We start from the raw sequence: 23,504 nt of genomic DNA, 5'->3' as shown, positions 1-23,504 counted from the left end.
TCTTCATGGCCGACAACGACAATTCTCAACAAGACCTGAGCATCGACGACTCGTCGTCGCCGTCGTACCCCCTGGACAAGATGCGGGGGCGGCAGAGCGACCGTCGACGTCAACAGGCCGAGCAGGTACACGAGAATTCCGGTCGTGTGCCCCCGCAGGCCACGGACGTAGAGAAGTCGGTGCTGGGGGCGATGCTGATCGAGCGGGAGGCCATTCCGCAAGCGATTGAGGTGCTGCCGCCGGATGCGTTTTACAGCAGCAAGCATCAGAACATCTACGAGGCCATCCTGAGCCTCTTTGAGCGTGGCAATCCGGTGGACCTCGTGACGCTCACCGAGGAACTGAAGCGTCGCGATCAGCTGGAGGCCGTGGGTGGGTCCTACTATCTGACAGAGCTCACCACGCAGGTGGCCTCTGCCGCCAATGTTGAGTATCACGCCCGGATCATTGCGGAGAAGTCGCTGCTCCGCAAGATGATCGAGACGATGACGACGATCGTGGGGAAGGCCTACGACTCCAGTGCCGATGCCTTCGAGCTGCTGGACGAGGCGGAAAGCCAGATCTTCCAGATTTCCGACTCGCAGCTCCGCAAGGCCGCCGCTCCGATGAACGAGGTGGTGAAAGATACCTTCGAACATCTGGAGACGATTCACGGGCAGGACGGTGGCATCACGGGTGTGCCCAGTGGCTTTCCGAAGCTCGACGATCTCACGAGTGGCTGGCAGCCGTCCGACCTCATCATTATTGCGGCTCGGCCCTCCATGGGGAAAACCGCATTTTCTCTGGCCTGCGCCCAAAACGCCGCCACGCACCCGGAGCGCTCGACCGGCGTAGCCGTCTTTTCGCTGGAGATGGGGGCGCAGCAGCTCGCCCAGCGGATGCTTACGTCCGAGGCGCGGGTGGATGCGCACAAGGCCCGCACCGGCCAGATGAACGACGAGGATTGGCAACACCTGGCCCGGGCGGCCGGCAAGCTCAGCGAGGCCGACATCTTCATTGACGACACGCCGGGCCTCAGCGTGCTGGAGCTGCGGGCCAAGACGCGCCGCTTGAAGGCCGAGCACGACATCGGCCTCGTGGTGGTCGACTATCTGCAGCTCATGCAGGCGTCCGGCGCCAATCTCCGCAGCGGGGCCAACCGGGAGCAGGAGATTGCTCACATCTCGCGCTCGCTGAAGGGGCTGGCGAAGGAGCTTAACCTGCCGGTGATTGCCCTCTCGCAGCTCAACCGGGCCGTTGAGAACCGGGGCGGTGACAAGCGCCCGCAGCTTTCGGACCTCAGAGAGTCGGGCTCGATCGAGCAGGATGCGGATGTGGTGGCCTTCATCTACCGGGCCGAGCGCTACGGCATCACGGTGGACGAGCAGGGCAACTCGACGGAAGGGATCGGCGAGATCATCATCGAGAAGCAGCGTAACGGCCCTATCGGCAGTGTGGAGCTGGCGTTCGTGAAGCAGTACGCCCGCTTCGAAAACCTGACGACGCAGTTCGACGGACAGGGCGGCGGTCCGCCTGGAGGCGGCGGTATGGGGCCGGCGCCCGGCGACGGAGCGGGGTCGTTCGAAGACGACGCGCCGTTTTAGCGCCCGGGATTCCAAGGGCAGCCGTGTTGCGCTACGCCTCGGGCCGAAAGTCGTCCCGGAGCAGGCCGTAATACAACACGTCCACGAGATCGCCGTCCTTCTCGCGGTGCTTGCGGAGACGCCCCTCCCGTTGGAACCCCAGCTTCTCCAGCACGCGGGCCGACGCCTGATTCCATGAGAAGACCTCAGCGGTAAGGCGCACCACCTCAAGGTGATCGAAGGCGTATCGTGTGTACCGACGCGCCGCGCGCGTCATGAGGCCTCGTCCCCAGTACGGCTTTGCCAGCCAATAGCCGAGATTGGCCCGATGGGTGGTGCCCACCTCTAGGTCGTCCGCCCCAACCACGCCGATGAGCTTCTCGTCCGGATTGCGAAGCGCGAAGGTCACCTCGGCCGGCTGGTCGCGACGATGATTGATCCGCCCCTCGATCCACGTGTCGGCGTCTTCTTCCGTATAGGGATACGGAATGTACAGGGTATTCCGCCAGATCTCGCGGTCCTGAAGGTGCTCGACGATCGCGTCGCGGTCGCTCCGTTCCACGGGGGAAAGGACGAACCCGTTGGAGAGGGGCAGTTCCGGCATTGAGCAGGACGGCCGAGTGACGAAAGACGCGCACCACAAAGCGAAAGCGCCCACCGAGCAGAGACTCAGTGGACGCCTAGAGGTGACGGGCGGATTCGAACCGCCGTAGGAGGCTTTGCAGGCCTCTGCCTGACCACTCGGCCACGTCACCGAATTATGTTCAGTCGATTAAATTGACCGGATTGAGGGCAAGTTCCTCCTCATCCCGCTCGTCGGATCAAGAGTCCGTAGAAGAGACCGGCACGCCCGGCAGGATTCGAACCTGCGACCTGCAGATTAGAAGTCTGCTGCTCTATCCAACTGAGCTACGGGCGCAGGTTGAGAACCCCATTGGCAGCCACAGAGCAGAACTCGGGGCGAGTATTGCTGAGAAATGTCGGGGCGGCCGGATTTGAACCGGCGACCTCCTGCTCCCAAAGCAGGTGCGCTACCGAGCTGCGCCACGCCCCGCAAGGTCGGGACCGGCGTCCGAACAGACCCGCTCCCGTAAGGGGATGCGCACTACGACACCTACAGCTCCGAGCCTAGACGAGAGGACTGCTGAGCAGTCGCCGGCGGGGACAAAGAGGACAGCCCCATGCGGGCGAGAGGCACAGTCAGCGCTCCGAGATTGTCGGGCTCTGCCGAGTGCATTCGTGCACAACGTGTGTTACACACACTAGTTTTGTTCTTTGGCAGCCTCCAGTTCCTCCTCTACATCGTCGAGGGGGACAATTTTCTGGCGGAAGCCGTAACTTCCGTTTTCTCGCTTTTCTGCTACGACGAGCTTCGCCATTTTCCGCGAGGCCGTACTCGTGTTGTTTCCATTCGCCATGGCTTATTTCGTCTCTCGGTGAAGGGTGTGTTTCTGAAGAACAGGATTGTATTTCATCATCTCGATGCGGTCGGAGTCGTTCCGCCGGTTCTTCGTCGTGTGGTAGCGGGACGTCCCCGGCTCTTCCGTGCACTCGAGCGTGACTTGCACGCGGTCGCCTGTAGCCATTGGACTATGGGGATAAATTCAACAAACCAGTGCGCGAGGGCGTACGGGACACTCGTACGTCGGCACGATGATCCGGGCGGAGGGGCCATTTCGAACGGCGGCTCCATTGGGACCTCAAAGGCGCAGTACGCTCCGTTCCCTCTATGCCGTCGGGAGGGAGGGGCCTACACGTCGTATCCCTGCTTGCGCGCCTCCTTCAGCACCGCCTCAATGCCCTTTTTGTTGATTGTCTTCAGGGTTTTGGCCGATACCTTCAGGGTCACTTTGCGGTCCTGCGACGGAATGTAAAACTTCTTCTTCTGCAGGTTCCGCTTGAAGCGACGATTGGTCTTTTGGTTGGACGGCGATACACTGTTGCCGGTCACCGGGCCTTCGCCGGTAATATCGTCTTTACGGGCCATGGTGTACCTCTACGGTCAGTGAGTGTCAGCAAGCAATAGAGGGCAGGATGTTTTCAGTCGTCTGCCCGAATTCGACAGTCGAATTATAGATCTAATACCGATTCTTTGTTCGTGAAGACAGCGCGATTTCAATCGGGCCGAGCGGACGGGGCGTCCCCAGACGGAGCCAGGCAATACATAGGAGGCAGAAGAAGCAATCACTGGTCCATTTGGACGGCCCGAGCGGGTTCGATGGCGGCAGCCCGAGCGGCAGGATACAGGGAGGCCAGCACGCAGAGTCCAAACGACACGACGGAGATGAGAATGATGTCCAGCGGGTGAATCGAAACGGGATAGGCGTTGATCAGAAAGGATTGGGCCTGGGCCATCGGCACGAGCTTAAAGTGTTTTTGGAGAAGGGCGAGGCCCAGCCCGAGGACGAGGCCGACCCCAGTGCCGACCGTTCCGATCAGTCCGCCTTCCAGAAGGAAGATGCGGCGGATATTGGAGGGGGACACGCCCATGGCTTGTAGCACACCCACGTCCTGCCGCTTCTCAATGACGACCATCGTGAGAGAGCCCACGATGTTGAAGGCCGCAACGATGACGATGAGGCCCAGGATGGCAGAGGCGCCCCACTTTTCCAGTCGCATCACGTCGTAGAGCGACTGTTGCAGGTCGTACCACGTCTGTACGGAATAGTGGGTCGCAGGAAGACGCTCACGGAGCTGCGCCTTCACGGTACTCGCGCGGTCGAGGTTGTCGAGCCGAAGATCAATCCCCGTGACCTGCGAGCCGGTTTGGAAGAGACGCTGCGCCTCATCGAGTCCAATGAAGACGCGTCGTCGGTCGGTCGCGGCCCGCATTTCGAAGAGGCCGCGCACTTCGAATCGCTGTACAGGCGGGCTGGCGAACACCTGGGTGAGGGTGCGTTCGATCGCAGGGGCGGAAAGCAGCCCTACGGTGCTCGACGAAGTGCCGTCCCGGCTTGGGGCGAGGGCGAAACTCTGGCCAATCGACACGTCCATGACGATGCCTGACGGTCCCGCCGCGCTTGTCTCCACGTCGAAGGTGCCCGTTGCCATGCTGGGCGTCGTTTGGCCCATGGCGGCCGGATCGATGCCGCGGACCTGCACGACCTGGTTGGCGCCCGCGTCTTTTGGGGAGAGCAGGAGGGCCTTGCCTTCTACGTACGGCGCCGCGGTTTGGACGTGGTCCACCGAGCGTGCCACGCGCAGGAGCGAATCGGCGTTCGTGATGCCACGCTCTTCGGTGTTGACGATACGAACGTGTGGGTCCACCGACACCAGCAGATCCCGCACGAAGTCGTAGAAGCCGTTCATTACCGAGAGGACGACGATCAGAGCCGCGACGCCCAGCGTGACGCCAGTCATCGAGATGCCGGTGATGACCGAAATTAGCGACACCTCGCGACGACTCGCGAGATACCGACGGGCAATTTGGAAGCGGTAGTCCACGATAGGGCCGTCACGTGAGAAAGGAGTTCTCCGGAGCGGATGGCTCTACTGTCGTCCCCTGGTCAATGTGCCCAAAGAGCAGGTGAAAGGGAAAGAGAGGCGCGGCCACGCGGGGCACGGATCGCTCTCGCGTCAGTTCGACGTCGGGTCCAGCATCGGCGTCGGCGTGGAGAAGGCCCCGTCCGGCGAACTGGAGGGCAAGGCCAGCTCATTCGTGAGAATGGCAGTACGTCCGCCCACAGCCTCCTTTCGGGTCGACAGCGTCACCTCTCCCTCCGGGGCCGTGAGGGTTGTGTCGTTGGTCCAGTTAAATGCCTGGGGCGGCTGCTCGTCCTTCATGCCCTGCAGGTGGAAGGCCCAGCGGTCCAGTGCCCCAGTTTCCGAGGAGACATAGAGCCAGTATTCGTCCCCGGGCGTGAGGCCCACCTCTCCGAACGTAAGGTGGAGAACGTCATGCTCGGCGGTTGACGAATCCGGTAGGTAGCGTCGGTTCACTCCCGGATCGAATGTTTTAAGCGGGGCCAGGAGCCAGTAGGTGTCGTTGATAAAGCGCCCATAAGCCTCCTCACGGGCAGCCTGAGCACTCGTGCCGTCGAGTTGAGATCCATTCAGATACGCATTTCCGGTCGGCACGCCGTTCGTGACCTCTCGGACGTTGACGATTGCGACGTACGAGGAGTCCGTCCCCTCGCTCCACTCCACGCGATATTCTCCGGTGGATCGGTTCCAGAGGTGCCGTGCTACGACTTGTGTGCCCTTTGGCGACTCGACGGCAAAGTTGAAGCGCAGATACGGGGCCGAAGCGAAGGCATTTGCTCCGTGCGCCTCCAACAGCCGGGCGGCCACAGAGTCGGCCTTCGTATCGAGGGTGAGCGTATCGGTGGGGGCGGGGGCTGAGCGAGTCGGCGAGTCGGAGCTCGACGAGCATCCTAGTCCGAGCAGGACGAGGAAAGCAACGGCAAAAAGTGGGCGAGCAGAGGTCATAGGCAGGCGCAAAGAGGATCAGCAGTACATGCGAAGTGGCCATGCACGCGGGCGTGGATAGGGCGGTCCAGGCATCGTGCAGGAGTTCTTGCTCCCGGAACGGAGCGGGAGAAACGCAGCGGGCACGATGGACGACCCGTCGTGGAGGCGCTGGAACTTGCGCACACGTGCAGTGCAGACACACCAAAAACATAGGGGGCAGGACGCAGAGGTGCAGATTCTCAGGGAAGAGGGAGAGCAACGGATCTGTAAGACCTCTTGCTCCGACGCCGATCTGTTGCGTGCGCAGGAGCACGAGAGCGAGGAACGGAAATGCGCCAGACTCGATGGAGACTGGTCACAGGTACGTCTGGGACGGGTTCACTTTGCCCCCCCCCCCCCGAACTGAAAAGCACCCATGCTCCAATGCGAACGGGAGTGCATTAGTGGTACGTCATGGTTTCCATGTCGGGTCAAACCCCGGCTTGTGGACCGTATTCAGGCCGCAGAATGCCGTATTCAACACAGCGTGTTCAATTCGACAGCCGGCATCCTCAGCTTGACTGACCACTAGTCCCGTCGGTTTGGGGGGCGTGCGGGACGGAGGGGAGGCGGTGTATCATCGAGACACGAAAGGTCCTCGGGCGGCTGGCCCGGGGGAAGAGGCCGAAGGTACGGAGAGCGGTTCGAAGAGGAGGTCGGAAGAGAAAAGCGAGGAGGAGTCGACATAGAAAAAGGGCGAGAAGTCGAATGAGAAAAGAAGAATTGAGACACGCATCCCTTTGCGATCGTTAAGATCGGGGGAACGGAACGGTAGCGCGCAATGGATCTGGATAAGAGAGGATAGGGATTTGGCTGAAAGCGCTTCCAGATTTGGTGGGGAGGGGCAGGGGCCCCGATGCTCGCAGGCCTACCCACTCAGCCAAAGAAGGGCAATCAGCAGGGCGAGGGCCCCGCCCCAGAGCACAAGAGCAAGGCGGATGGAGGTGCGGGCCTGCTCCAGGTCACGCCAGTCACGGGGGCGTACGCCCATGACGAAGAACGTGCACACGGCGGCCAGATTCAGAGCCACAATATTCGTTGCGGTGAGAAGCCCCGCTTGCAGGGCTTCAGTCAGATGACCGGCCCCCAGTAGTAGTCCCAAAGCCACAGCAGGTGGCAGCAGTGCCACCGCCACCATCACCCCAACCAGGCCCGTGGCCTGGGCACGGGTCATGGCCAGTACGCCCGCCGCTCCGGCGGCCGCAGCAAGGGCCACGTCAGGCAATCCGATCATGGTGCGGGCGGCGATCTCCTCAATTGTAGGGTCGACCGGAAGCAGAAGACCCATTCCGAGCGCTCCCCCGAATGCGAGGCCTCCCCCGAGAATATTGGCCCAGAGCGACCGACCCAGCAGCGACCGGTCGCCGAGCGTCGTGCTGAGGGCCAGGGCGAGGCTCGGGCCGAGGAGAGGCGCGATCATCATCGCACCAATCACGACGGCCGTCTGATTGCGAAGCATGCCCCCAGCCGCCACGATGGTGGAAAGAAGGGTAAGTGCCACGAACGAGCCCGATACCGAAGTAGCATCCCTCGCATCCTCGTACAGCTCCGCCCGGCTAATGCGATTCACCGACACCGACTCGTCTTCCGCGTCCGGCTCCGCCTCGGATTCTTCGTTTTCCTCCTCCGGTTCGGGGCGGGGCAGCGTCGCCTCGACCGATTGGAGCACGACCCGATGCTCTACGGGAAGGGCGTCGTCCACCCAGTCGAGAAAGGCTTCGGTCTCTTCCATCTCCAGCAGCACGCGGTCGACGCGCTGATTCTCATCCAGGGCGTACGTCCAGTGCCCGAGGACCGTATAAGTATTGTCGGGCAAATTGAGCGAACCGGCGTCGTCGGGCCGGTAGATGTCCACGAGCCGAAGGGCCACGGCGCTTCAAAAACTAGATGAGGGGCGAGGCGGCGAGAGGCGCGCGGCCGTGATTGGCGGCCCCTTCACGGGCCCGCGCCGTCCCGTATACGGAGGACCCGCGCAGAGAGTGCCGACGGCCCTCTCGACGAGGGGGCGTCCTCGACGCGTCATGGGAGCGTACAGGCGTATTGTTACGGTTGTTGGCTCTGGCACCTGGTGGTAGAGCATGCACGAGCAAGGGCAGGGACAAACTCGGGCCCCATGAATTGGGACGGTGGGCGACGATTCGTTCTTCGGTTTGCTGACGGTGGGAACGGTACGGCCCGAGTCGTGTGCTCACGGCACAGTCTAAAACTGCTTCCTCCCTGGAGATCCCAGATCTCCTTGGTCAGGGCGCAGTCTGAAAGCACTTGTTCGCTACGCTCACGGCGCCTCGGCGACGCTTGGGGACTGGGAGGAGGCAGGAGGCGGAGAAGGAGAGTCGGACGAGGAGAGGGAGGGTTCAGGCAGTCCCCAATGGACGAGGGCCGCCATGAGGACCATCGCGAGGGCCCCGGCCATAGCGTTGCTGGTGTAGCCGAACGGGCCGTAGGTGAGGCTTGCCACGAAGCTTCCGATCCCGAAGCCGCCTTGTCCCAGGCTGATCGCCATTCCCATCAGAAGCCCGCGTTTGTCGTCCGACACGAGGGCCGTCATGAGGGACTGGAGGGGGCTGATCCGGATTCCGACTGAGATCATCGCCAGGAAGAAGAGGATGGAGGCCGACGTAAAGCCGACGATCAATGCAGGGGCCACCGCGCACAGCAGGCCCAAGGCCAGGCACGACCACACCACCAGCGGTTTGCGCCCCACCTCGTCGGAGATGCGTCCCGCGAGGGGCGAGGCCAGCACGTTCGCCGTGCCCCCGATGGCGAAGAGGAGCGCGATGCTGTAGCCCGAGATGCCAATTTCCGTTTCCAGCCACGTCGGAAGAAACGACGTAAAGAGGCCGAAGCCGCAAAACATCAGGAAATAGGCGAGGACGGCGGCGACGATCTCGGAGCCGCCGAGGAGGTACCGATATTTCTGGAGGAAGCGGCGGGGGGTAAGGGGCTCTTCGTCCAGGTCCGCGTTCGGCTGTGGCACGAAGAGCCAGATGAGGACGGTGGCCAGGGCCATCGTAATGGCAAACATCAGAAAGGGCCACCGATAGCCGAAGCCGGTGGCCAACACCTTGCCGAGAGGCACGCCCAGGACCTGGCCGAAGGCAGTTCCGCTCATGACCCAGCCGTTGGCCCAGCCGCGCTGCTCGTAGGGAAAGTAGTCACCCACGTACGCCACCGTACCGCCGCTCAGCATGCCGCCACCGATGCCAGCCAGCAGGCGCATGAGGAGGAGCAGCTCGTAGTCGGCCGCCACGGTGTGGAGGGTGAGCGTGACGGCCAGAATGCCGGAGCCGTAGAGCAGAATCTTGCGGCGGCCCACCCGGTCGGACGCCGGGCCCGTGATGAGGGCCGAGGCACCCAACGACAGGGCGTAGGCCGTAAGCAGCATCCCGCGCAGGACGGCATTTACTCCCAGAGTGTCCGCAATTTCCGGGAGGATCGGCACCATGATGATCAACTGGCTGCTGGCCGAGAACATCATCAGCCAGAGCGCAAAGAGGATCAGGTATGGATTCGCCGTCTTCGAATTAGACACAGAGAGCGGCGGACTGGATGAGCAAGGGCATATGCACCGGATTCTCGGCCGCGATGGAGAGGGCTCCGCATCTCGTGGGGGCGTCTCGGATGGCGGAGTGCGATCCTGGTCAGGGAGCTGCCCGTCACGACCATCGGGCCGCTGTACCATAACACTCGGACCGGAAGGAAAACCAACGGGTGGGGGCCAAAGATGCAGGGTCGAACCTCGTCATCCAGGGCATTCGGCTAAATCTTCGTCGAAATTCATCGGGTGGGAGGAGGGCGGACGGGAATGGAGAAAAGGTGCAAACTTAAAAAACAGATTGCGTGAAGGCACAGGAAAGATCTAGTCGTTAATAGAAGGGTAATGTCGTCGTAATGGCGGGGTTACATCCAGGTCTTATGGTGGAGTACGGATCCTCGGATGCCTCTTGGGCGGGGCAAACGATCTGCCCAGGAGCCGTTCCGCTCGCTATCTTGACACCGACTCCCTTCCGTACGCATGGTCGACGACTGCCTGCGAGGCGTTACCAAACTCGCGATCGCCATTCTTCTCGGGTTTGGACTCGCCACATCTCCGGCCCCTGCGCAGGATCCTGCGTCTCAGAACAAACCGAAGACGGGGACGGTGGCGGGCGTGATCGTTGATGCCCAGCAGGGCGAGCCGCTGCCCGGGGCCAACGTTTCGATCAAGGGCACCACGACCGGCACCTCCACTGACCTCAACGGTCGGTATCGGTTGACCGGCCTGGAGGCGGGGACGTATGATGTCTTGTTTTCGTTCGTCGGCTTCCAAGAGAAAACCGTGACGGGGGTGGAGGTGACGGCCGGACAGACGACGAAGATCGATGTCACGCTGTCCGAGCAGACGGCGGAGCTCGATGAGGTGGTGATCGAGGCGGAGGCCGCCCGCGATTCAGAGGCAGGGATGCTTACCGATCGAGCCAAGGCCGCGTCTGTCAGCAATGCCATCAGCGCCGAGGCGATTGGGCGGGCCGGGGCAGGAAGTGCGGCGAGCGCCATGGGGAATGTGACTGGAGCCTCCGTCGTCGAGGGCAAATACGTGAACGTGCGCGGCCTGCAGGGGCGATACGTGACCGTTCAGTTGAATGGCACCACACTTCCGAATGCCGATCCCGACGGAAACAGCGTGGCCCTCGACATTTTTCCGTCGAGTCTGATTGACAATATTGTAACCACGAAGTCCTTTACTCCCGACAAGCCCGGGACCTTTACGGGAGGGGCGGTCGACATCACGACGAAGTCGTTTCCGGACGATGTTTTCCTTACGGCGTCGTTTTCGAGCTCCTACAATACGGAGGTTGGCATTGGCGGCAATATTTTGCGTCCCCCAAGCGGATTAGAGGACGTGCCGGCGATTGCAGATAGTGATCTCCTTCCCCCCAGTCCGTCGTCCGTTCCTGAACGACAGGAGGCCTTGAACCAGCTCACGAGGGCGTTTGCGACGGGCATCTCCCCGAGGGCGAACGATGTGCTTGGAAATCGAAGTGGAGAGGTCGCCTTCGGCAACCAGTTCTCTGTGCTGGGCGACCGATCGCTCGGCGTGATTGCCTCGCTCTCATACGACGAGTCCTTTTCGGGCTACAGCGGCGGGACGACGGCCCGCTTTTCGCAAACGAGCATCGACTCGGAGCGGCTCAAACCGGAAGCCTCCTATACGACGCAGCGCGGAGTGGAAGAGACGCTTTGGGGCGGGCTCGCCGGAATGTCGTTCCAGGTTGCCCCCAACCACGAGCTCGGCGTGCGGCTGCTCTACAACCGCGACGAGGAGCAGATTGCCCGTTCTGAATCCGGCATTCTTCCCCGTGACAATATCTCCGGGGATCGGCGGTTTGAGACGCGAGTGTCCCGCCTCATCAGACGTACGGTGCGAACCGGAGAGATCGAAGGAATGCACCAGTTTGGCAGTGGGCGGGAGGGCGTTCGGCTCGAATGGAAAACCGCTCTTTCGGTCGTTGGACGAGACGAGCCGGACGGTCGCTTTTTCCCCAACGAGTTTTCCCCTGAGGCGAACGACACGTCGTATGCAATCTCGGGGCCGGTAACGGGGCTTCCGACCCGATACTTTCGGGATCTCACGGAGCAGAATTGGTCGAGCGAGGTCTCGCTCAAGATCCCGGTCGGGGCGGCCATTCTCGAAGCTGGGGGCAGTGTCCAGACGAAGACCCGCGAGTTTCGGGAACGCATTTTTAAGCACGATGCCCCCATTGGGGTCGGATACAGTGGGAGCCCGGACGAATACGTAGGTGCGCGAGCGGGCATCCAGGAGGACGGAAGCTTCGGGACGTTCGTGACGGAAGTACCCTCGCAGGGCGGCAATTACGACGGCAATCTGGACCGCGGCGCCGGCTACCTTATGACAGAGACCCCGGTCCCGGGCCTGTCGTCTCTTGAATTTATCGGGGGCGTCCGGTTGGAGTATACGGACATGGCGCTGAGCACACTCGACAACGCCACACAGGGCTCATTTTCACAGCTCGATGTGCTCCCCTCCGCCAATCTCGTGTGGTCGCTTCGAGAGGACATGAACATGCGAGCGGCGTACGGACGCACCATCGCATTGCCGTCCTTTCGAGAATTTGCTCCGTTCCAGTCGTTCAACTTCATCGGCGACTTCACCGAACGCGGAAATCCGAACCTCGACCGCACGACCGTCCACAACTTCGATCTGCGCTGGGAGTGGTTTCCGCGGCCCGGCGAACTGCTGTCGGCCAGCGTGTACTACAAAGACTTTACCGACCCGATCGAGCGGACCTTTGTCACAGAGTCTGTCGACCAGGGGATTATCACCTACAGAAATCGGGAAAGCGCAACAGTCTACGGGCTGGAACTGGAAGCGCAGAAGCAGCTTGACGGCCTCGCCTCCTGGCTGGAGCACGTGCAAGTCGGCGGCAATCTCACGCTCACTCAGTCTCGCATCGACCGCACGGAGGCGGTTCTGGGGCTTCTTCGGCAGTTTCAGGAGAACCCGGACGAGACGCGCCAGCTCCAGGGGCAATCGCCTTACCTTGTCAATCTAAATGCCGGGTACGACAATCCGGCGTCGGGCACGAGCGTCAACGTCTTCTTCAACCGGTTTGGGGACCGGCTCCAGACCGTATCGGCGAACGGCGCGAACATCTTCGAGCGGGCCCGGAGCACGCTCGATGCCAACGTCTCGCAGCGACTGATCAGGGGAGTGACGGCGTCGGTGTCGGTCAAAAATATTTTGGACAGCGAGGAGATCGTGTCACAGACCTTCAAAGGAAATGAGTTCGTGAACGACCAGCGTCCGCTTGGGCGCAGCGTGTCGGTCGGCGTGTCCTACCGGTACTGAGGACGCTGTTGCCTGAGGCCGGACCAGGGCTCTTTCGTCGTTCCGGGCGCACCACGACCAACACTTACATCCACACCTCGAAGGGGCGAGCCGCAGTGTCGGCTCGCCCCTTCGGTGGTTCGTGGGAGGGTGTTATGGAATTAAAAACTCCGCTCCCACGCTGCATCGTGTACTCTCTCTTTAAGACCACACACGGATAATGAAACTTGCACACAGATTTGCGTCGAAAGCAGGGACATCGCTTCGATGGATGCTCCTTCTTCTCTTCGTGCCGGCCCTCGTGTTCGTCACGGGGTGCGACTCGAGTGGAAATGGAGGCGTCGGAAATGGAGACGGAAATGGCAATGGGGACGAAGAGGTGGGACTCCTTGAGCCGGGCCCCGTGGACGAATCGGATACCATGGTTGAGGTGGATTCGGATGACGATGGGACGGCGGAGCGCGTTCGGGTGACCGACGTGGGAAATAATGGAGTGGTACCGCCAGACGCAGACGGCAATTCGGTCACGTGGTCGAGCGACAAGACCTACGAGCTGAATGGATTTGTCTTCGTGAATCCGGGCGACACCCTCAATATCGAAGCCGGCACCGAAATTCAGGGACGGCTCGGCGGCGGCGCGGATGCGTCGGCCCTCATTGTGGCGTCCGGCGGCGTGATTCAGGCCGAAGGGACGGCCTCCGATCCGATTGTGTTCACCTCGGTCCGAGCAGAGGAAGAGGAGCTTGGTCGGGACGACCGCGGACTCTGGGGCGGTGTGATCCTTCTCGGCGACGCGCCGACCAACAACGGGTCGCAGGTTGCGGTTGAGGGAGTACCGGACAACACCGGGGCCCGCATCCTGTACGGCGGCCAGAACGCCGATCACAGCATCGGGACGTTCAAGTTCGTCTCCATCCGCCACACGGGCACGCAGCTCGGAAACGGAGATGAGATTCAGGGACTCACGCTCGGGGGCGTCGGTGCCGGATCGACCATCGAGTACGTCGAGTCCTACGCCAGTGCCGACGACGGCTTTGAGTGGTTCGGCGGAACGGTGAACACCAAGTACCTGATTACGGCCTACGAATCGGACGATGCCTTTGACATCGACCAGGGATTTCGGGGCAGTAACCAGTTCTGGCTCGCCGTTCAGGGCGGAAATACGGCCGGACGTGCCTCTGAGATGGACGGGGCTGGCTCGCCGGAAGGGGCCACGCCGTACGCCGAGTCGATCGTTTCCAATGCCACGTACATCGGCATGGGCCCGAGCGTGAGCGATGTGTCGGGCGATGCGAATGATCCCTTCATCATTCATCGCGACAACAACGCGACGTCCTACCACAACAGCATCTTCACCGGGGGGCGAACCAACGCGGGCATCCAGATTGAAGACCTGGATGGCGACGAAGACGCTGCCAATCGCTGGGCCGCAGGGGAGCTGGAGCACCAGGACAACCTCTGGTACAACATCGGTCCGGACTTTGGGGACCAGACGACGTTCGAGAGCCTCATCCAGCTCACCACGGGCGACGACGGCAATCCGTCGGGCGATCGTGGCGAGGCCTTCCGGACGAATCTTGCCAACTACCTCCGCGCCGAGAGCAACGAAATCGTGACCGACAGCCCCCTTGCGAGCATCACGCGGGAGGGCGGCAACGGTGCGATTCAGAGCTTCACCCCGGCGCCGGCCAACGCCGCAACCAGCGGGGCCAACAAGCCGAGCGACTTCGGAGCGAAGTCGCCGGGCGTGAACGATAGCTGGACCGCTGTCGACTTCCGCGGCGCCTTTGGTCCGGGAGCAGACTGGAAGCTGTCCGAGGGCTGGGCGAAGATCACGCAGGACGGCACGGTGAACTAATCCGCTGTGGAGTGACCTGTAGGGTCTAGACGACCACACACGCCGGGCGTCCCGACTATGGTCGGGGCGTCCGGTGTTTTTTTGCCTTCGCCGGACCATTCTCTCAATCCGTGAGGGGCGGCGGGGCGTTACGTTGACTATGAATCGACTTGCTTCCCCCATGCACTTTGCTGTACGTGTCTTGTACATTTTCTTCGCTGCGTTTGGGCTGATGACCCTGCCTGCACAGGGGCAGTCCGCGGCCACCTACGACACGACCACCGTGGATGGCCAAAAGGCTGTGGTAATCGGCACCAGTACCGCCGGTATCGCGCATCCCACCCACGGCCCGGACGTCACCTGGACAAGCGACTACGTCTGGATTCTGGATGACCTCGTGTTCGTCGACAAAGGGCAGACGCTTCGGGTCGAGCCGGGCACGGTCGTGAAGGGAGATGCCGGGGACGGGGCCGACGCCAGCGCGCTCGTCGTGGCTCGCGGCGGTACGATCTTCGCCGAGGGCACTGCGGAGAAGCCGATCATTTTCACGAGCATCAAGGACGATCTAACGACGACCGAGGATCTCCCTGACGACTTTCGCGGCGGGTGGGGCGGCGTCATCATTCTGGGTCGGGCCCCCATCAATACCGCTGCCGGTCTTCATGACATCGAGGGCGTGCCGCCCGATGCCTTCCGAAATGTGTACGGCGGGGACGATCCGAGCGACAGCTCCGGGGTGCTTCGCTACGTCTCTATCCGTCACGGCGGGACGGTGCTCAAGGAGAACGAGGAAATCAACGGCCTCACGCTCGGGGGCGTCGGGCGCGGCACCACCATCGAGTACGTCGAGGTCTTCAACAACAAGGACGACGGCTTCGAGTGGTTTGGCGGGACCGTGGACGCGAAGCATCTGGTCTCGGCCTTCGCCACGGACGACTCCTACGACATCGATCAGGGCTACCAGGGACGCGGCCAGTTCTGGCTCGCCATTCAAAACAGCTACTACGCCGACCACGCCGGGGAGCACGACGGCGGTGAGGCGAATTACGGAGGGGAAGACAGTAAACCGTACTCTGCTCCCCAGCTCTACAATATGACGTACGTGGGGTCGGGCATGCAGGGCACCGGCAGCACGGCGCTCAACCTCCGTGACAACTTTGCCGGGGCGTACCACAACTCGATGTTCGTCGACTTTCCTCAGAAGCTCGTTCGCATCGAAGACGTATCCGGCACCGAGACCGGCGATAGCCGCGCGCGATTCGAGGACGGCACGCTCCAGCTCGAAGGAAATCTCTTTGGTCAGATTGCCGGTTCGTTTGTGACGGGCAAGGGCGTAGCAGCGAGTGGCCTCGTCGTGAACGACGGAGCGTTCGGTGAGCGGGTGGCCGACTACCTGGCCGACAACAACACGCTCACCGGCCAGGTGCCCCTCCAGACCCTCTCGCGGAGCTCCCGCGGATTTTTGCGGGCGCTCGATCCCCGCCCCACGCAAGAGGCCCTCGTGGTTTCCGGCGTTCCAGAGCCGAGGGGCGACTTCTTTGAGGCGGTGGATTATATCGGCGCATTTGGCGAGCAAGAGAATTGGGCGCGCTCCTGGACGTACGTGGGGCGAGGCGGCAGCGAGTATCCGGGCCTCGGCCTCATCGACGGTGGATCCCCTGAGACTTCGGAGACGTCCACTGAACAAGAATAATGCAGGAGCGAAGACGGGACGGGCACTTCGGGATGAGCGCAATCAGGGAGGGCCTCTTGTGGGAAAAAGAACCGGCGACCGTCTGGGAAAGAAGGACGGAATCCTGAGTAGGTTCGTATTCCACTGGCAAATACACCCCAGCGGGGGACAGGGGCGGCGTCTTCCGAGAGGGGAGACAACCCGTGCGTCGGGTGGGGAAGACACGTGTTGGAGGGCGACTTGGCAGCAAGAAGGGCGAAATGCGGGGGGCGGACGTGTCTGAAGTGGTCGGGCGATCGCACCCGACCATCGGGACGCGTCACAACGTCGAGGACGGTCTTGCCGTACAGTGCGACGAGAGGTATGCCGAAGCCGGGAAGGGGAAGAATCAGTAAATAGAACGGGCGGCACATTGAAAAGGAACGTAGATTGTCTTTTGCATAGGGAGGGCATCTGCGTATTTCCTTCCTTCAGCCTCCAGGTACGCCGATCCCCGCTCCCTGCGGGGAATGCCGAAACGATAGTCGTGCGCAGCTCCGCGGCTTCGCGAGGGGCCATTGCGCCGCAGACTTATGAACAGGCGTCGTTTCGCGCGAAAGGTCACGTCTTCTTTCTCACAATTCATCCCGTACCATGGCAACCGATACCCTTGACGTTCAGAACGCGCTTGAAGAGCTTCAGGCCATTGATGGAGCCATCGGTGCCGCTATCGTTGACTACACAAGTGGCATGACGTTGGGCACCATCGGGGGGCGCGATCTCGACATGGAGCTTGCCGGGGCCGGCAATACGGAGGTCGTCCGTTCGAAGAAAGACATTCTCCACGACCTCGATCTTGACGACGAGATTCAGGATGTCCTGGTGACGCTTGAGCAGCAGTACCACCTCACGCGCATGTGCGGAAATCACGAGGACGTGTTTATTCATCTCGTGATCGATCGCGATGAGGGCAATCTGGGCCTTGCCCGGCGTTCGATTGATGAGATCGACCGGCGGCTGGAGCTTGAGTAGGCTTCTCGGCCGTATGGTCGTCGACCTCCCGACACGGAGTGGAAGTCCTCTCAGCGAGTAGGAGGGGCGTTTCCCACGGGGGGACCGAGACCGTAGAAATGATGTTGGATCTTGCGGCAGTGGACCGCTGTCGTGAACTTGCCGTGCGCAGGCGGGTTTTCAGTACTCCGTACATCCCTATATTCCGGGCTCGGTCATGCAATACGGTTTCCGTGTGCTGTTCTTTGTGGTGATGGGGCTTGCCGGGGCGGGCATGATTGCTCCTGCGGTGGCTCAGGAAGACGCCTCCGTTCAGGTGGCCCGGGTAAAGTACAGCGGGGGAGGCGACTGGTACAGCGACGAGGAGTCGCTGACGGAGCTTCTCGCGTTTGTGCGACAGCATACGCTGCTCGACGTGAGACCGCAGGAGGCGGTGGTGGAGTTGACGAGCGACAAGGTCTTTACCTATCCGTACCTCTATCTCACCGGGCACGGCAACGTCACCTTTTCCCCGGCCGAGGCCGACCGACTGCGCCGCTACTTGCAGCAGGGCGGGTTCCTGCACATTGATGACAACTACGGCCTCGACGAGTACATCCGCGAGGAGCTAAAGAAGGTGTTTCCGGAGAAGGAGCTTGTGGAACTCCCGTTCGACCATCCGATCTACAGCACCCGGTACACCTTTTCGGACGGCCTGCCCAAGATTCACGAGCACGACGGCGAGCGGCCGCAGGGCTACGGCCTTCTCCACGACAGTGGACGTGTGATGGTCTTCTACACGCACGAGACCGACCTTGGAGACGGGTGGGAACCGGCGTCGGTGCACAACAATCCACCGGAGAAGCGCCGTGCTGCCCTTCGAATGGGGGTCAACATCCTCACCTATGCGATGACGCACTAAATCTGGAGGGAGACGTGTGGGCGTAGGAAGGGAGGAGAGGGCGAGAGATTCCTTGCCACAATTCGTCCAGACCTGCTTTTACACCGCCACGCCCCACAGCGCGAGGACAGCAATTGAATCCGATTTCGTTTTTGAGTTTAGAATGCAGTTTCGGTTGTCGGCCTGCTGTCGTAATTTCAATAGACCTGCGATGCCAGAAGCCGTTTCGGCGGATTGGAGGGAAGAGGCCCCGCTGACCGTGGACGTGGTGGAGGAGCCTCTTCGTTCAAACGTCCATTCCTGGATCGAGCCCAGGACGGATCCTCCACAACGTCCCTCCCCCATGGAGCTGGAATGACACGTTCGACGCTATCGTCCTCAAGCCATTTCCCCTGATGAGTCGTCTTTCCACGCAGGACCCCGAAGTCTACGATGCCATCCAGAAGGAGGTGCAGCGCCAGAACGACGGGCTGGAGCTCATCGCCTCCGAAAATTTCGCCTCCCCCGCCGTGATGGAGGCGATGGGCACTCCTCTCACCAACAAGTACGCTGAAGGCCTGCCGGGCAAGCGCTACTACGGCGGCTGCAAGTACGTGGACGTGGCGGAAGAGCTGGCGCAGGAGCGTGCACAGGAGCTCTTCGGCTGCGACTGGGTGAACGTCCAGCCGCACGCCGGTGCGCAGGCCAATGCGGCGGTCTACCTGACGCTACTGGAGCCAGGCGATACGTTCCTCGGCCTCGACCTTTCCCATGGCGGCCACCTTACGCACGGCTCCCCCGTCAACTTTTCCGGCATCCTCTACAACGCCGAGTACTACGGGGTGGAAAAGGACACCGGGCGCATCGACATGAACAAGGTGCGCGACCGGGCCAAGGAGGTACAGCCGAAGATGATTTCGATCGGGGCCAGTGCCTACCCGCGCGACTTTGACTATGAGGCGTTCCGCGACATTGCCGACGAGGTGGGGGCCTATCTTTGGATGGACATGGCCCACACGGCCGGCCTCATTGCGGGGGGCGTGCTCAACGACCCCATGCCCCACACCCACGTCGTCACCACCACGACGCACAAGACGCTCCGCGGCCCGCGCGGCGGCATGATCCTGCTGGGCGACGACTACGAGAATCCGATGGGCAAGACGGCCCGCAAGAGCGGCCGGACGAAGATGATGAGCGAGCTTCTGGATTCCGCTGTCTTCCCCGGCACGCAGGGCGGACCCCTCATGCACGTGATTGCCGCAAAGGCCGTGGCCTTCAAGGAAGCCCTGCAGCCGTCGTTTGACGAGTATGCACAGCAGGTGGTCGACAATGCAAAGGCGCTCGGGGCGGCGATGACAGATCGAGGCTACGACCTCGTGTCCGACGGCACCGATAACCACCTCATCCTCATTGACCTGCGAAATAAGGGCATCACCGGCAAAACGGCCGAGACGGCGCTCGAAGAGGCGGGCATCACCGCCAATAAAAACATGGTGCCGTTTGACGACAAGAGCCCGTTTGTAACGAGTGGCCTCCGCCTCGGCACCCCCGCCATGACCACGCGCGGATTCGGGACCGACGAGTTTGCACACGTGGGTGCCCTCATTGATCAGGTGCTGCAGAATCCAGAGGATGAAGAGGTCCAGCAGAACGTGAAGCGAGAAGTGAAAGACCTCTGCGACCAATTTCCGCTCTACGATGCTGCCGTAGCTTAGCTACGGCTCCATAGCTTAGATATGGTTCCGCTGCGCAACAATGGCCCCGTAGCCTAGCCACGGCTGCATTGCTTCCCGCCGCCGAGGCCTGTTCCCTTTTTCCGTAATCCCGTTGGGTTCTAACGACACTCCGAGGTCATTGGTATGAGCCGTCTGGAGCGGAACGCGCCTGTACGCTCGACAGTTGACATCTTCTGTTCAGCCCTCCGCGGCCCTTGCCTTCCGACCCCCCTCCGTTTCCCCATGATTGGAGTGTAGATTCAATGCCGTCGATGGACCGAAGCACATTGAGCTCCTCGGCCCGGGCCGATCTGGTCGAGCTCGGTCGTCGTCTCTACGACCGAGCCCTCATTCGGCGCGAGGACGAGTTGATTACGGATCCGCGCGGGCAGCCCATTGGCTGGCTGCTGGACACGCGCATTCCGATGCTCGACGGAGAACTCTTCAGCGAGGTTGGGGCCGTGTTGACGCGGCGCCTCCGTGACCAGGACGTGCACCAGGTCGTAGGATACGGCTTTGGGGCCTATCCGCTCGTGTGCAGTGTGCTGTCGGGTCCCGAGAGCGACGCGTTCAAGGGCGGACTGATTCGAGATGAGCGCAAGGAGCATGGCCGGCGCCGGCTTGTAGAAGGACCCATTGATCCGGAGCAGCCGGTTGTACTGCTCGACGACATCATCAACAGTGGGCGCAGTGCCTCACGGGCCCTGCATCTGCTTCGGCGGGAGGGGTTGGAGGTGGTCGGCCTGCTTACACTCTTCAACTTCACCTGGAGCAGCGGCCAGACGCGCATTGAGAATGAAGGGCTCTGGGTCGATTCCCTTCTCGACCTAAACCTGCAAGAAGGCAAGAGCAGTGGGTCGGATAGTGCCTAAGTGAATCCTGGAGCCCGGGGGGATGAAGCGTCGTGCGGTCCAAATCGGGACCGTGTTTCCTGTCACGTTACAGTCGTAATCGGATGCCAGAAGTCCCTTCCCCAGAGACGGAGATGTCGCCCGGCATGCAGGGCGACGGGGCGGCAAACGAGGCCGCAGCGCCCGATCAGCAGGGAGTGATGCCCTTCCTGGACCATCTCGAAGAACTGCGGTGGACCCTGATTAAGGCCGGTGCGGGAGTGCTTACCACCACCATCCTCTGCGCCTTCTTCAGCGAGTGGATCGTCAATCGCGTCCTCATCGGGCCCACCCGGCCTGATTTCTTCATGTATGGGCTGTTGGGGATGCGTCCGGAAGAGCTGAACCTGCTCAACCGTACAATTACGGGTCAGTTCTTTGCGGACATTGGGACCATTATCGTCGTGGGCCTTATCGTGGGCTCTCCTGTCGTCGTCTACTACTTCTGGAAATTCATCGAGCCGGCGCTTTACCCGCAGGAAAAGTCGGGCATGCGCTTTGCCGCGGCGTTCGCTGCGTTCTTCTTTCTGCTCGGCATCGCATTTGGGTACCTCATCCTCACGCCCCTGGCGCTTCAGTTCTTTGCGCAGTACACCCTGTCGCCGCAGATCGAGAATCATTTCGACATCATGACCTACTTCAGCATGGTGTCGTTCTGGGCGCTGGGCACGGGCATTCTGTTCGAACTGCCAGTGGTAGTGTATTTCCTGGCGAAGGTGGGGATTCTGACGCCGGAGACGATGCGGGCGTATCGCAAGTATGCCCTCCTCGTGGTTTTGGGGGTGGGTGCCTTCCTCACGCCGCCCGACCCGATCTCGCAGATCATTGTGGCGTTGCCGCTGCTAGGCCTTTATGAGCTCTCGATTTACATTGCCGCGTGGGTGACTCGCAAGCGTCGGCAAGAGCTCGGCATGGAAGGAGAGTAGTGGCCTACGGGGAGGGGACTGTTCGCCGGCCGATGCCTCCCGGCGGAACTTAATGCGCAGATGCAGGGAGCACGTGCTGAACTGATGAGGTAGACTGGCCATGATCTCCAAACGACTAAAAGTGTCCCTGATCGTTGTCTCGCTGGTCTCCTCCCTGATGCTGGGGATTGGGGTTGGAGCCTGGATGCCGCCGGACGACGACTATTTTGAGCTTCGGAAAAACTTCCGCATCTTTGGGGCCGTCTACGAGGAGCTCGTGACCAGCTATGTCACGCCCGTAAGTCCGAAGCATCTGATGCGGACGGGCATCGAGGCGATGCTGGATGAGCTCGATCCCTACACCACGTTCCTCGACGAGGCCGACAACGCGAACATTGATATTATCACGGAGGGACGGTACGGCGGCGTGGGGCTAAACATCGGCACGCGCGGCGGCAAGATTACGGTGGTGGCACCGGTGGAAGGGGCCAGTGGATACAAGCAGGGCATTCGTGCAGGCGACGTGCTTCGGCAGGTGAACGAGCAGCCGGTGGCGCCGCTGTCGGTGGAGGACGTGCAGACGCTGTTGCGGGGCGAGCCGGGCACGACGGTGCGCGTGACGGTCGAGCGGGAAGGGGCGCCGGCGCTCCTGGAATTTTCACTCAAGCGGGAGGAGATTGATCTGGAAAACGTAACCTACAACGGTCTCGTGGGGGAGGCGTCGGATGTCGGGTACGTAAAACTGGAGCGCTTTACCCGCAACGCGGCGGCGGAGGTCGAGTCGGCCCTGCAGGCCCTTCGCGAGCAGAACGACCTGCGCGGGGTCGTTCTCGATCTGCGGGACAATCCCGGGGGATTGTTACGTGCAGCGGTTGAGGTGTCCGAGCTCTTTCTGCCGAACGGAGCGGTGATCGTGTCTACCGAAGGGCGGCTGTCCGAGGCCAGCAACACGTACCGGAGTGACCGCACGCCTCTCATGCCCGATGTGCCACTCGTGGTGTTGGTGAACGGCTACAGCGCGTCGGCAAGCGAGATTGTGGCCGGGGCTGTTCAGGACCACGACCGGGGAGCGGTCCTGGGAACGACCACCTACGGCAAAGGGCTCGTGCAGGCCGTTCGTTCTCTCCCGCACAACACCTCGCTGAAAATCACGACGGCCCAGTACCACACCCCCAGTGGCCGGAGCATCCAGAACCTGGATCAGAGTCCCTTCCGCGACACGACGACCGCCGGCGACACGACAATGGTAACCCACACGACCACGCACGGCCGCACCGTACGCGACCAAAATGGGCTTCGGCCCGATGTGACCGTGCGGATTGCCGATACGAGTGCACTCGAAGCCGCGCTGAAGCGTCGCGCTGCGTTCTTTTACTACGCCAACCACTACGCCGCCTCGCGGGACACGCTGGCCGAGGATTTTGCGGTCACCGGCGGCACACTGGAGGACTTCCGGGTGTGGCTCCAGAAGGAGGAAATTCGGTATCCCACCGACGCCGAACATGCGGTTCGTCAGCTCCGGCAGGAGTTTGGGGCCGACACCTACGAGGCGGTCAAAGAGGAGGTGGCGGTACTCCGGGAGGCGATTCGAGCCGAGAAGCGGGATGCCTTCCGTACCCATGCGGAGGACTTGAAGCGGCACTTGGAACGGGAGATTCTCGCCCGGTTCGTTACGGAGTCGCAGCGTACGGCGGCCTTGCTTCCGCAGGACCGTCAGGTGGAAGCGGCGGTGCGGCTGCTGCACGACGGCAATCGGTACGAGGAGATTTTGACGCCGAAAGAAGAGTAAAGAGGCG

18 protein-coding genes and 3 tRNA genes are annotated in these 23,504 nt (G+C 61.7%); 10 read left to right on the top strand and 11 right to left on the bottom strand.

Annotated elements, in window-relative coordinates; genetic code table 11:
- Positions 1-5: 5 nt before the first annotated feature.
- The gene (dnaB, locus tag BSZ35_RS09830; RefSeq protein WP_105012267.1) at positions 6-1,583 is read left to right on the top strand and encodes a replicative DNA helicase; all 1,578 of its coding nucleotides are present in this window, start codon (positions 6-8) and stop codon (positions 1,581-1,583) included.
- 31 nt (positions 1,584-1,614) lie between these two features.
- Here the strand turns inward: dnaB and BSZ35_RS09825 are convergent, their stop codons facing one another.
- The 11 genes from BSZ35_RS09825 to BSZ35_RS09780 all read right to left on the bottom strand — a co-directional run bounded on the left by BSZ35_RS09825 (position 1,615) and on the right by BSZ35_RS09780 (position 9,543).
- Positions 1,615-2,166, bottom strand: a complete 552-nt coding sequence (locus BSZ35_RS09825) for a GNAT family N-acetyltransferase (protein ID WP_105012266.1) — start codon at positions 2,164-2,166, stop codon at positions 1,615-1,617.
- An 80-nt stretch (positions 2,167-2,246) separates the two neighbouring features.
- Positions 2,247-2,317 (bottom strand) — tRNA-Cys (locus BSZ35_RS09820).
- A 90-nt stretch (positions 2,318-2,407) separates the two neighbouring features.
- Positions 2,408-2,481: transfer RNA gene (locus BSZ35_RS09815), tRNA-Arg, on the bottom strand.
- 61 nt (positions 2,482-2,542) lie between these two features.
- Positions 2,543-2,616, bottom strand: a tRNA-Pro gene (locus tag BSZ35_RS09810).
- Between the two features lie 208 nt (positions 2,617-2,824).
- Positions 2,825-2,980: a hypothetical protein gene (locus BSZ35_RS19520; RefSeq protein WP_181149274.1), complete on the bottom strand. Its 156-nt coding sequence runs from the start codon at positions 2,978-2,980 to the stop codon at positions 2,825-2,827.
- Between the two features lie 3 nt (positions 2,981-2,983).
- The gene (gene rpmG, locus BSZ35_RS09805; RefSeq protein WP_105012265.1) at positions 2,984-3,148 is read right to left on the bottom strand and encodes a 50S ribosomal protein L33; all 165 of its coding nucleotides are present in this window, start codon (positions 3,146-3,148) and stop codon (positions 2,984-2,986) included.
- 164 nt (positions 3,149-3,312) lie between these two features.
- Positions 3,313-3,549, bottom strand: a complete 237-nt coding sequence (gene rpmB, locus BSZ35_RS09800) for a 50S ribosomal protein L28 (RefSeq protein ID WP_105012264.1) — start codon at positions 3,547-3,549, stop codon at positions 3,313-3,315.
- A gap of 197 nt (positions 3,550-3,746) precedes the next feature.
- On the bottom strand, positions 3,747-5,006 hold the full coding sequence (locus BSZ35_RS09795; RefSeq protein WP_105012263.1) for an ABC transporter permease: 1,260 nt from the start codon (positions 5,004-5,006) through the stop codon (positions 3,747-3,749).
- Between the two features lie 132 nt (positions 5,007-5,138).
- A complete protein-coding gene (locus tag BSZ35_RS09790; RefSeq protein ID WP_105012262.1) occupies positions 5,139-5,990 on the bottom strand; it encodes a hypothetical protein in 852 nt (283 codons plus the stop codon).
- An 889-nt stretch (positions 5,991-6,879) separates the two neighbouring features.
- Positions 6,880-7,881: a TIGR00341 family protein gene (locus BSZ35_RS09785; RefSeq protein ID WP_105012261.1), complete on the bottom strand. Its 1,002-nt coding sequence runs from the start codon at positions 7,879-7,881 to the stop codon at positions 6,880-6,882.
- 405 nt (positions 7,882-8,286) lie between these two features.
- Positions 8,287-9,543 (bottom strand): MFS transporter, encoded by a 1,257-nt coding sequence (locus tag BSZ35_RS09780; protein WP_105012260.1) that lies wholly within the window; start codon positions 9,541-9,543, stop codon positions 8,287-8,289.
- 483 nt (positions 9,544-10,026) lie between these two features.
- On the opposite strand from BSZ35_RS09780, the gene BSZ35_RS09775 reads away from it, so the two are divergent.
- The 9 genes from BSZ35_RS09775 to BSZ35_RS09735 all read left to right on the top strand — a co-directional run bounded on the left by BSZ35_RS09775 (position 10,027) and on the right by BSZ35_RS09735 (position 23,497).
- Positions 10,027-12,861, top strand: a complete 2,835-nt coding sequence (locus tag BSZ35_RS09775; protein WP_105012259.1) for a TonB-dependent receptor — start codon at positions 10,027-10,029, stop codon at positions 12,859-12,861.
- A 250-nt stretch (positions 12,862-13,111) separates the two neighbouring features.
- Positions 13,112-14,698: a hypothetical protein gene (locus tag BSZ35_RS09770; RefSeq protein WP_258096180.1), complete on the top strand. Its 1,587-nt coding sequence runs from the start codon at positions 13,112-13,114 to the stop codon at positions 14,696-14,698.
- Positions 14,699-14,858: 160 nt separating this feature from the next.
- Positions 14,859-16,370 (top strand): T9SS C-terminal target domain-containing protein, encoded by a 1,512-nt coding sequence (locus BSZ35_RS09765; protein ID WP_146110050.1) that lies wholly within the window; start codon positions 14,859-14,861, stop codon positions 16,368-16,370.
- 612 nt (positions 16,371-16,982) lie between these two features.
- On the top strand, positions 16,983-17,360 hold the full coding sequence (locus BSZ35_RS09760) for a hypothetical protein (protein WP_105012256.1): 378 nt from the start codon (positions 16,983-16,985) through the stop codon (positions 17,358-17,360).
- Positions 17,361-17,556: 196 nt separating this feature from the next.
- Positions 17,557-18,240 carry a DUF4159 domain-containing protein gene (locus BSZ35_RS09755; protein WP_181149273.1) on the top strand — a complete coding sequence of 228 codons (684 nt, stop codon included), beginning with the start codon at positions 17,557-17,559 and terminating at the stop codon, positions 18,238-18,240.
- Positions 18,241-18,614: 374 nt separating this feature from the next.
- Positions 18,615-19,913 carry a serine hydroxymethyltransferase gene (gene glyA / locus BSZ35_RS09750; protein ID WP_105012255.1) on the top strand — a complete coding sequence of 433 codons (1,299 nt, stop codon included), beginning with the start codon at positions 18,615-18,617 and terminating at the stop codon, positions 19,911-19,913.
- Between the two features lie 272 nt (positions 19,914-20,185).
- A complete protein-coding gene (locus BSZ35_RS09745; RefSeq protein ID WP_105013805.1) occupies positions 20,186-20,785 on the top strand; it encodes an orotate phosphoribosyltransferase in 600 nt (199 codons plus the stop codon).
- A gap of 83 nt (positions 20,786-20,868) precedes the next feature.
- Positions 20,869-21,729 carry a twin-arginine translocase subunit TatC gene (gene tatC / locus BSZ35_RS09740; RefSeq protein ID WP_105012254.1) on the top strand — a complete coding sequence of 287 codons (861 nt, stop codon included), beginning with the start codon at positions 20,869-20,871 and terminating at the stop codon, positions 21,727-21,729.
- A 121-nt stretch (positions 21,730-21,850) separates the two neighbouring features.
- The gene (locus BSZ35_RS09735) at positions 21,851-23,497 is read left to right on the top strand and encodes a S41 family peptidase (RefSeq protein ID WP_258096179.1); all 1,647 of its coding nucleotides are present in this window, start codon (positions 21,851-21,853) and stop codon (positions 23,495-23,497) included.
- Positions 23,498-23,504 lie beyond the last annotated feature (7 nt).

Origin of the sequence: Salinibacter sp. 10B, assembly GCF_002954405.1 — a bacterium.
Taxonomy (GTDB): Bacteria; Bacteroidota; Rhodothermia; order Rhodothermales; family Salinibacteraceae; genus Salinibacter.
Note: the sequence above shows the minus strand (reverse complement) of the source record. Positions and strands in the feature narration are given on the sequence as shown.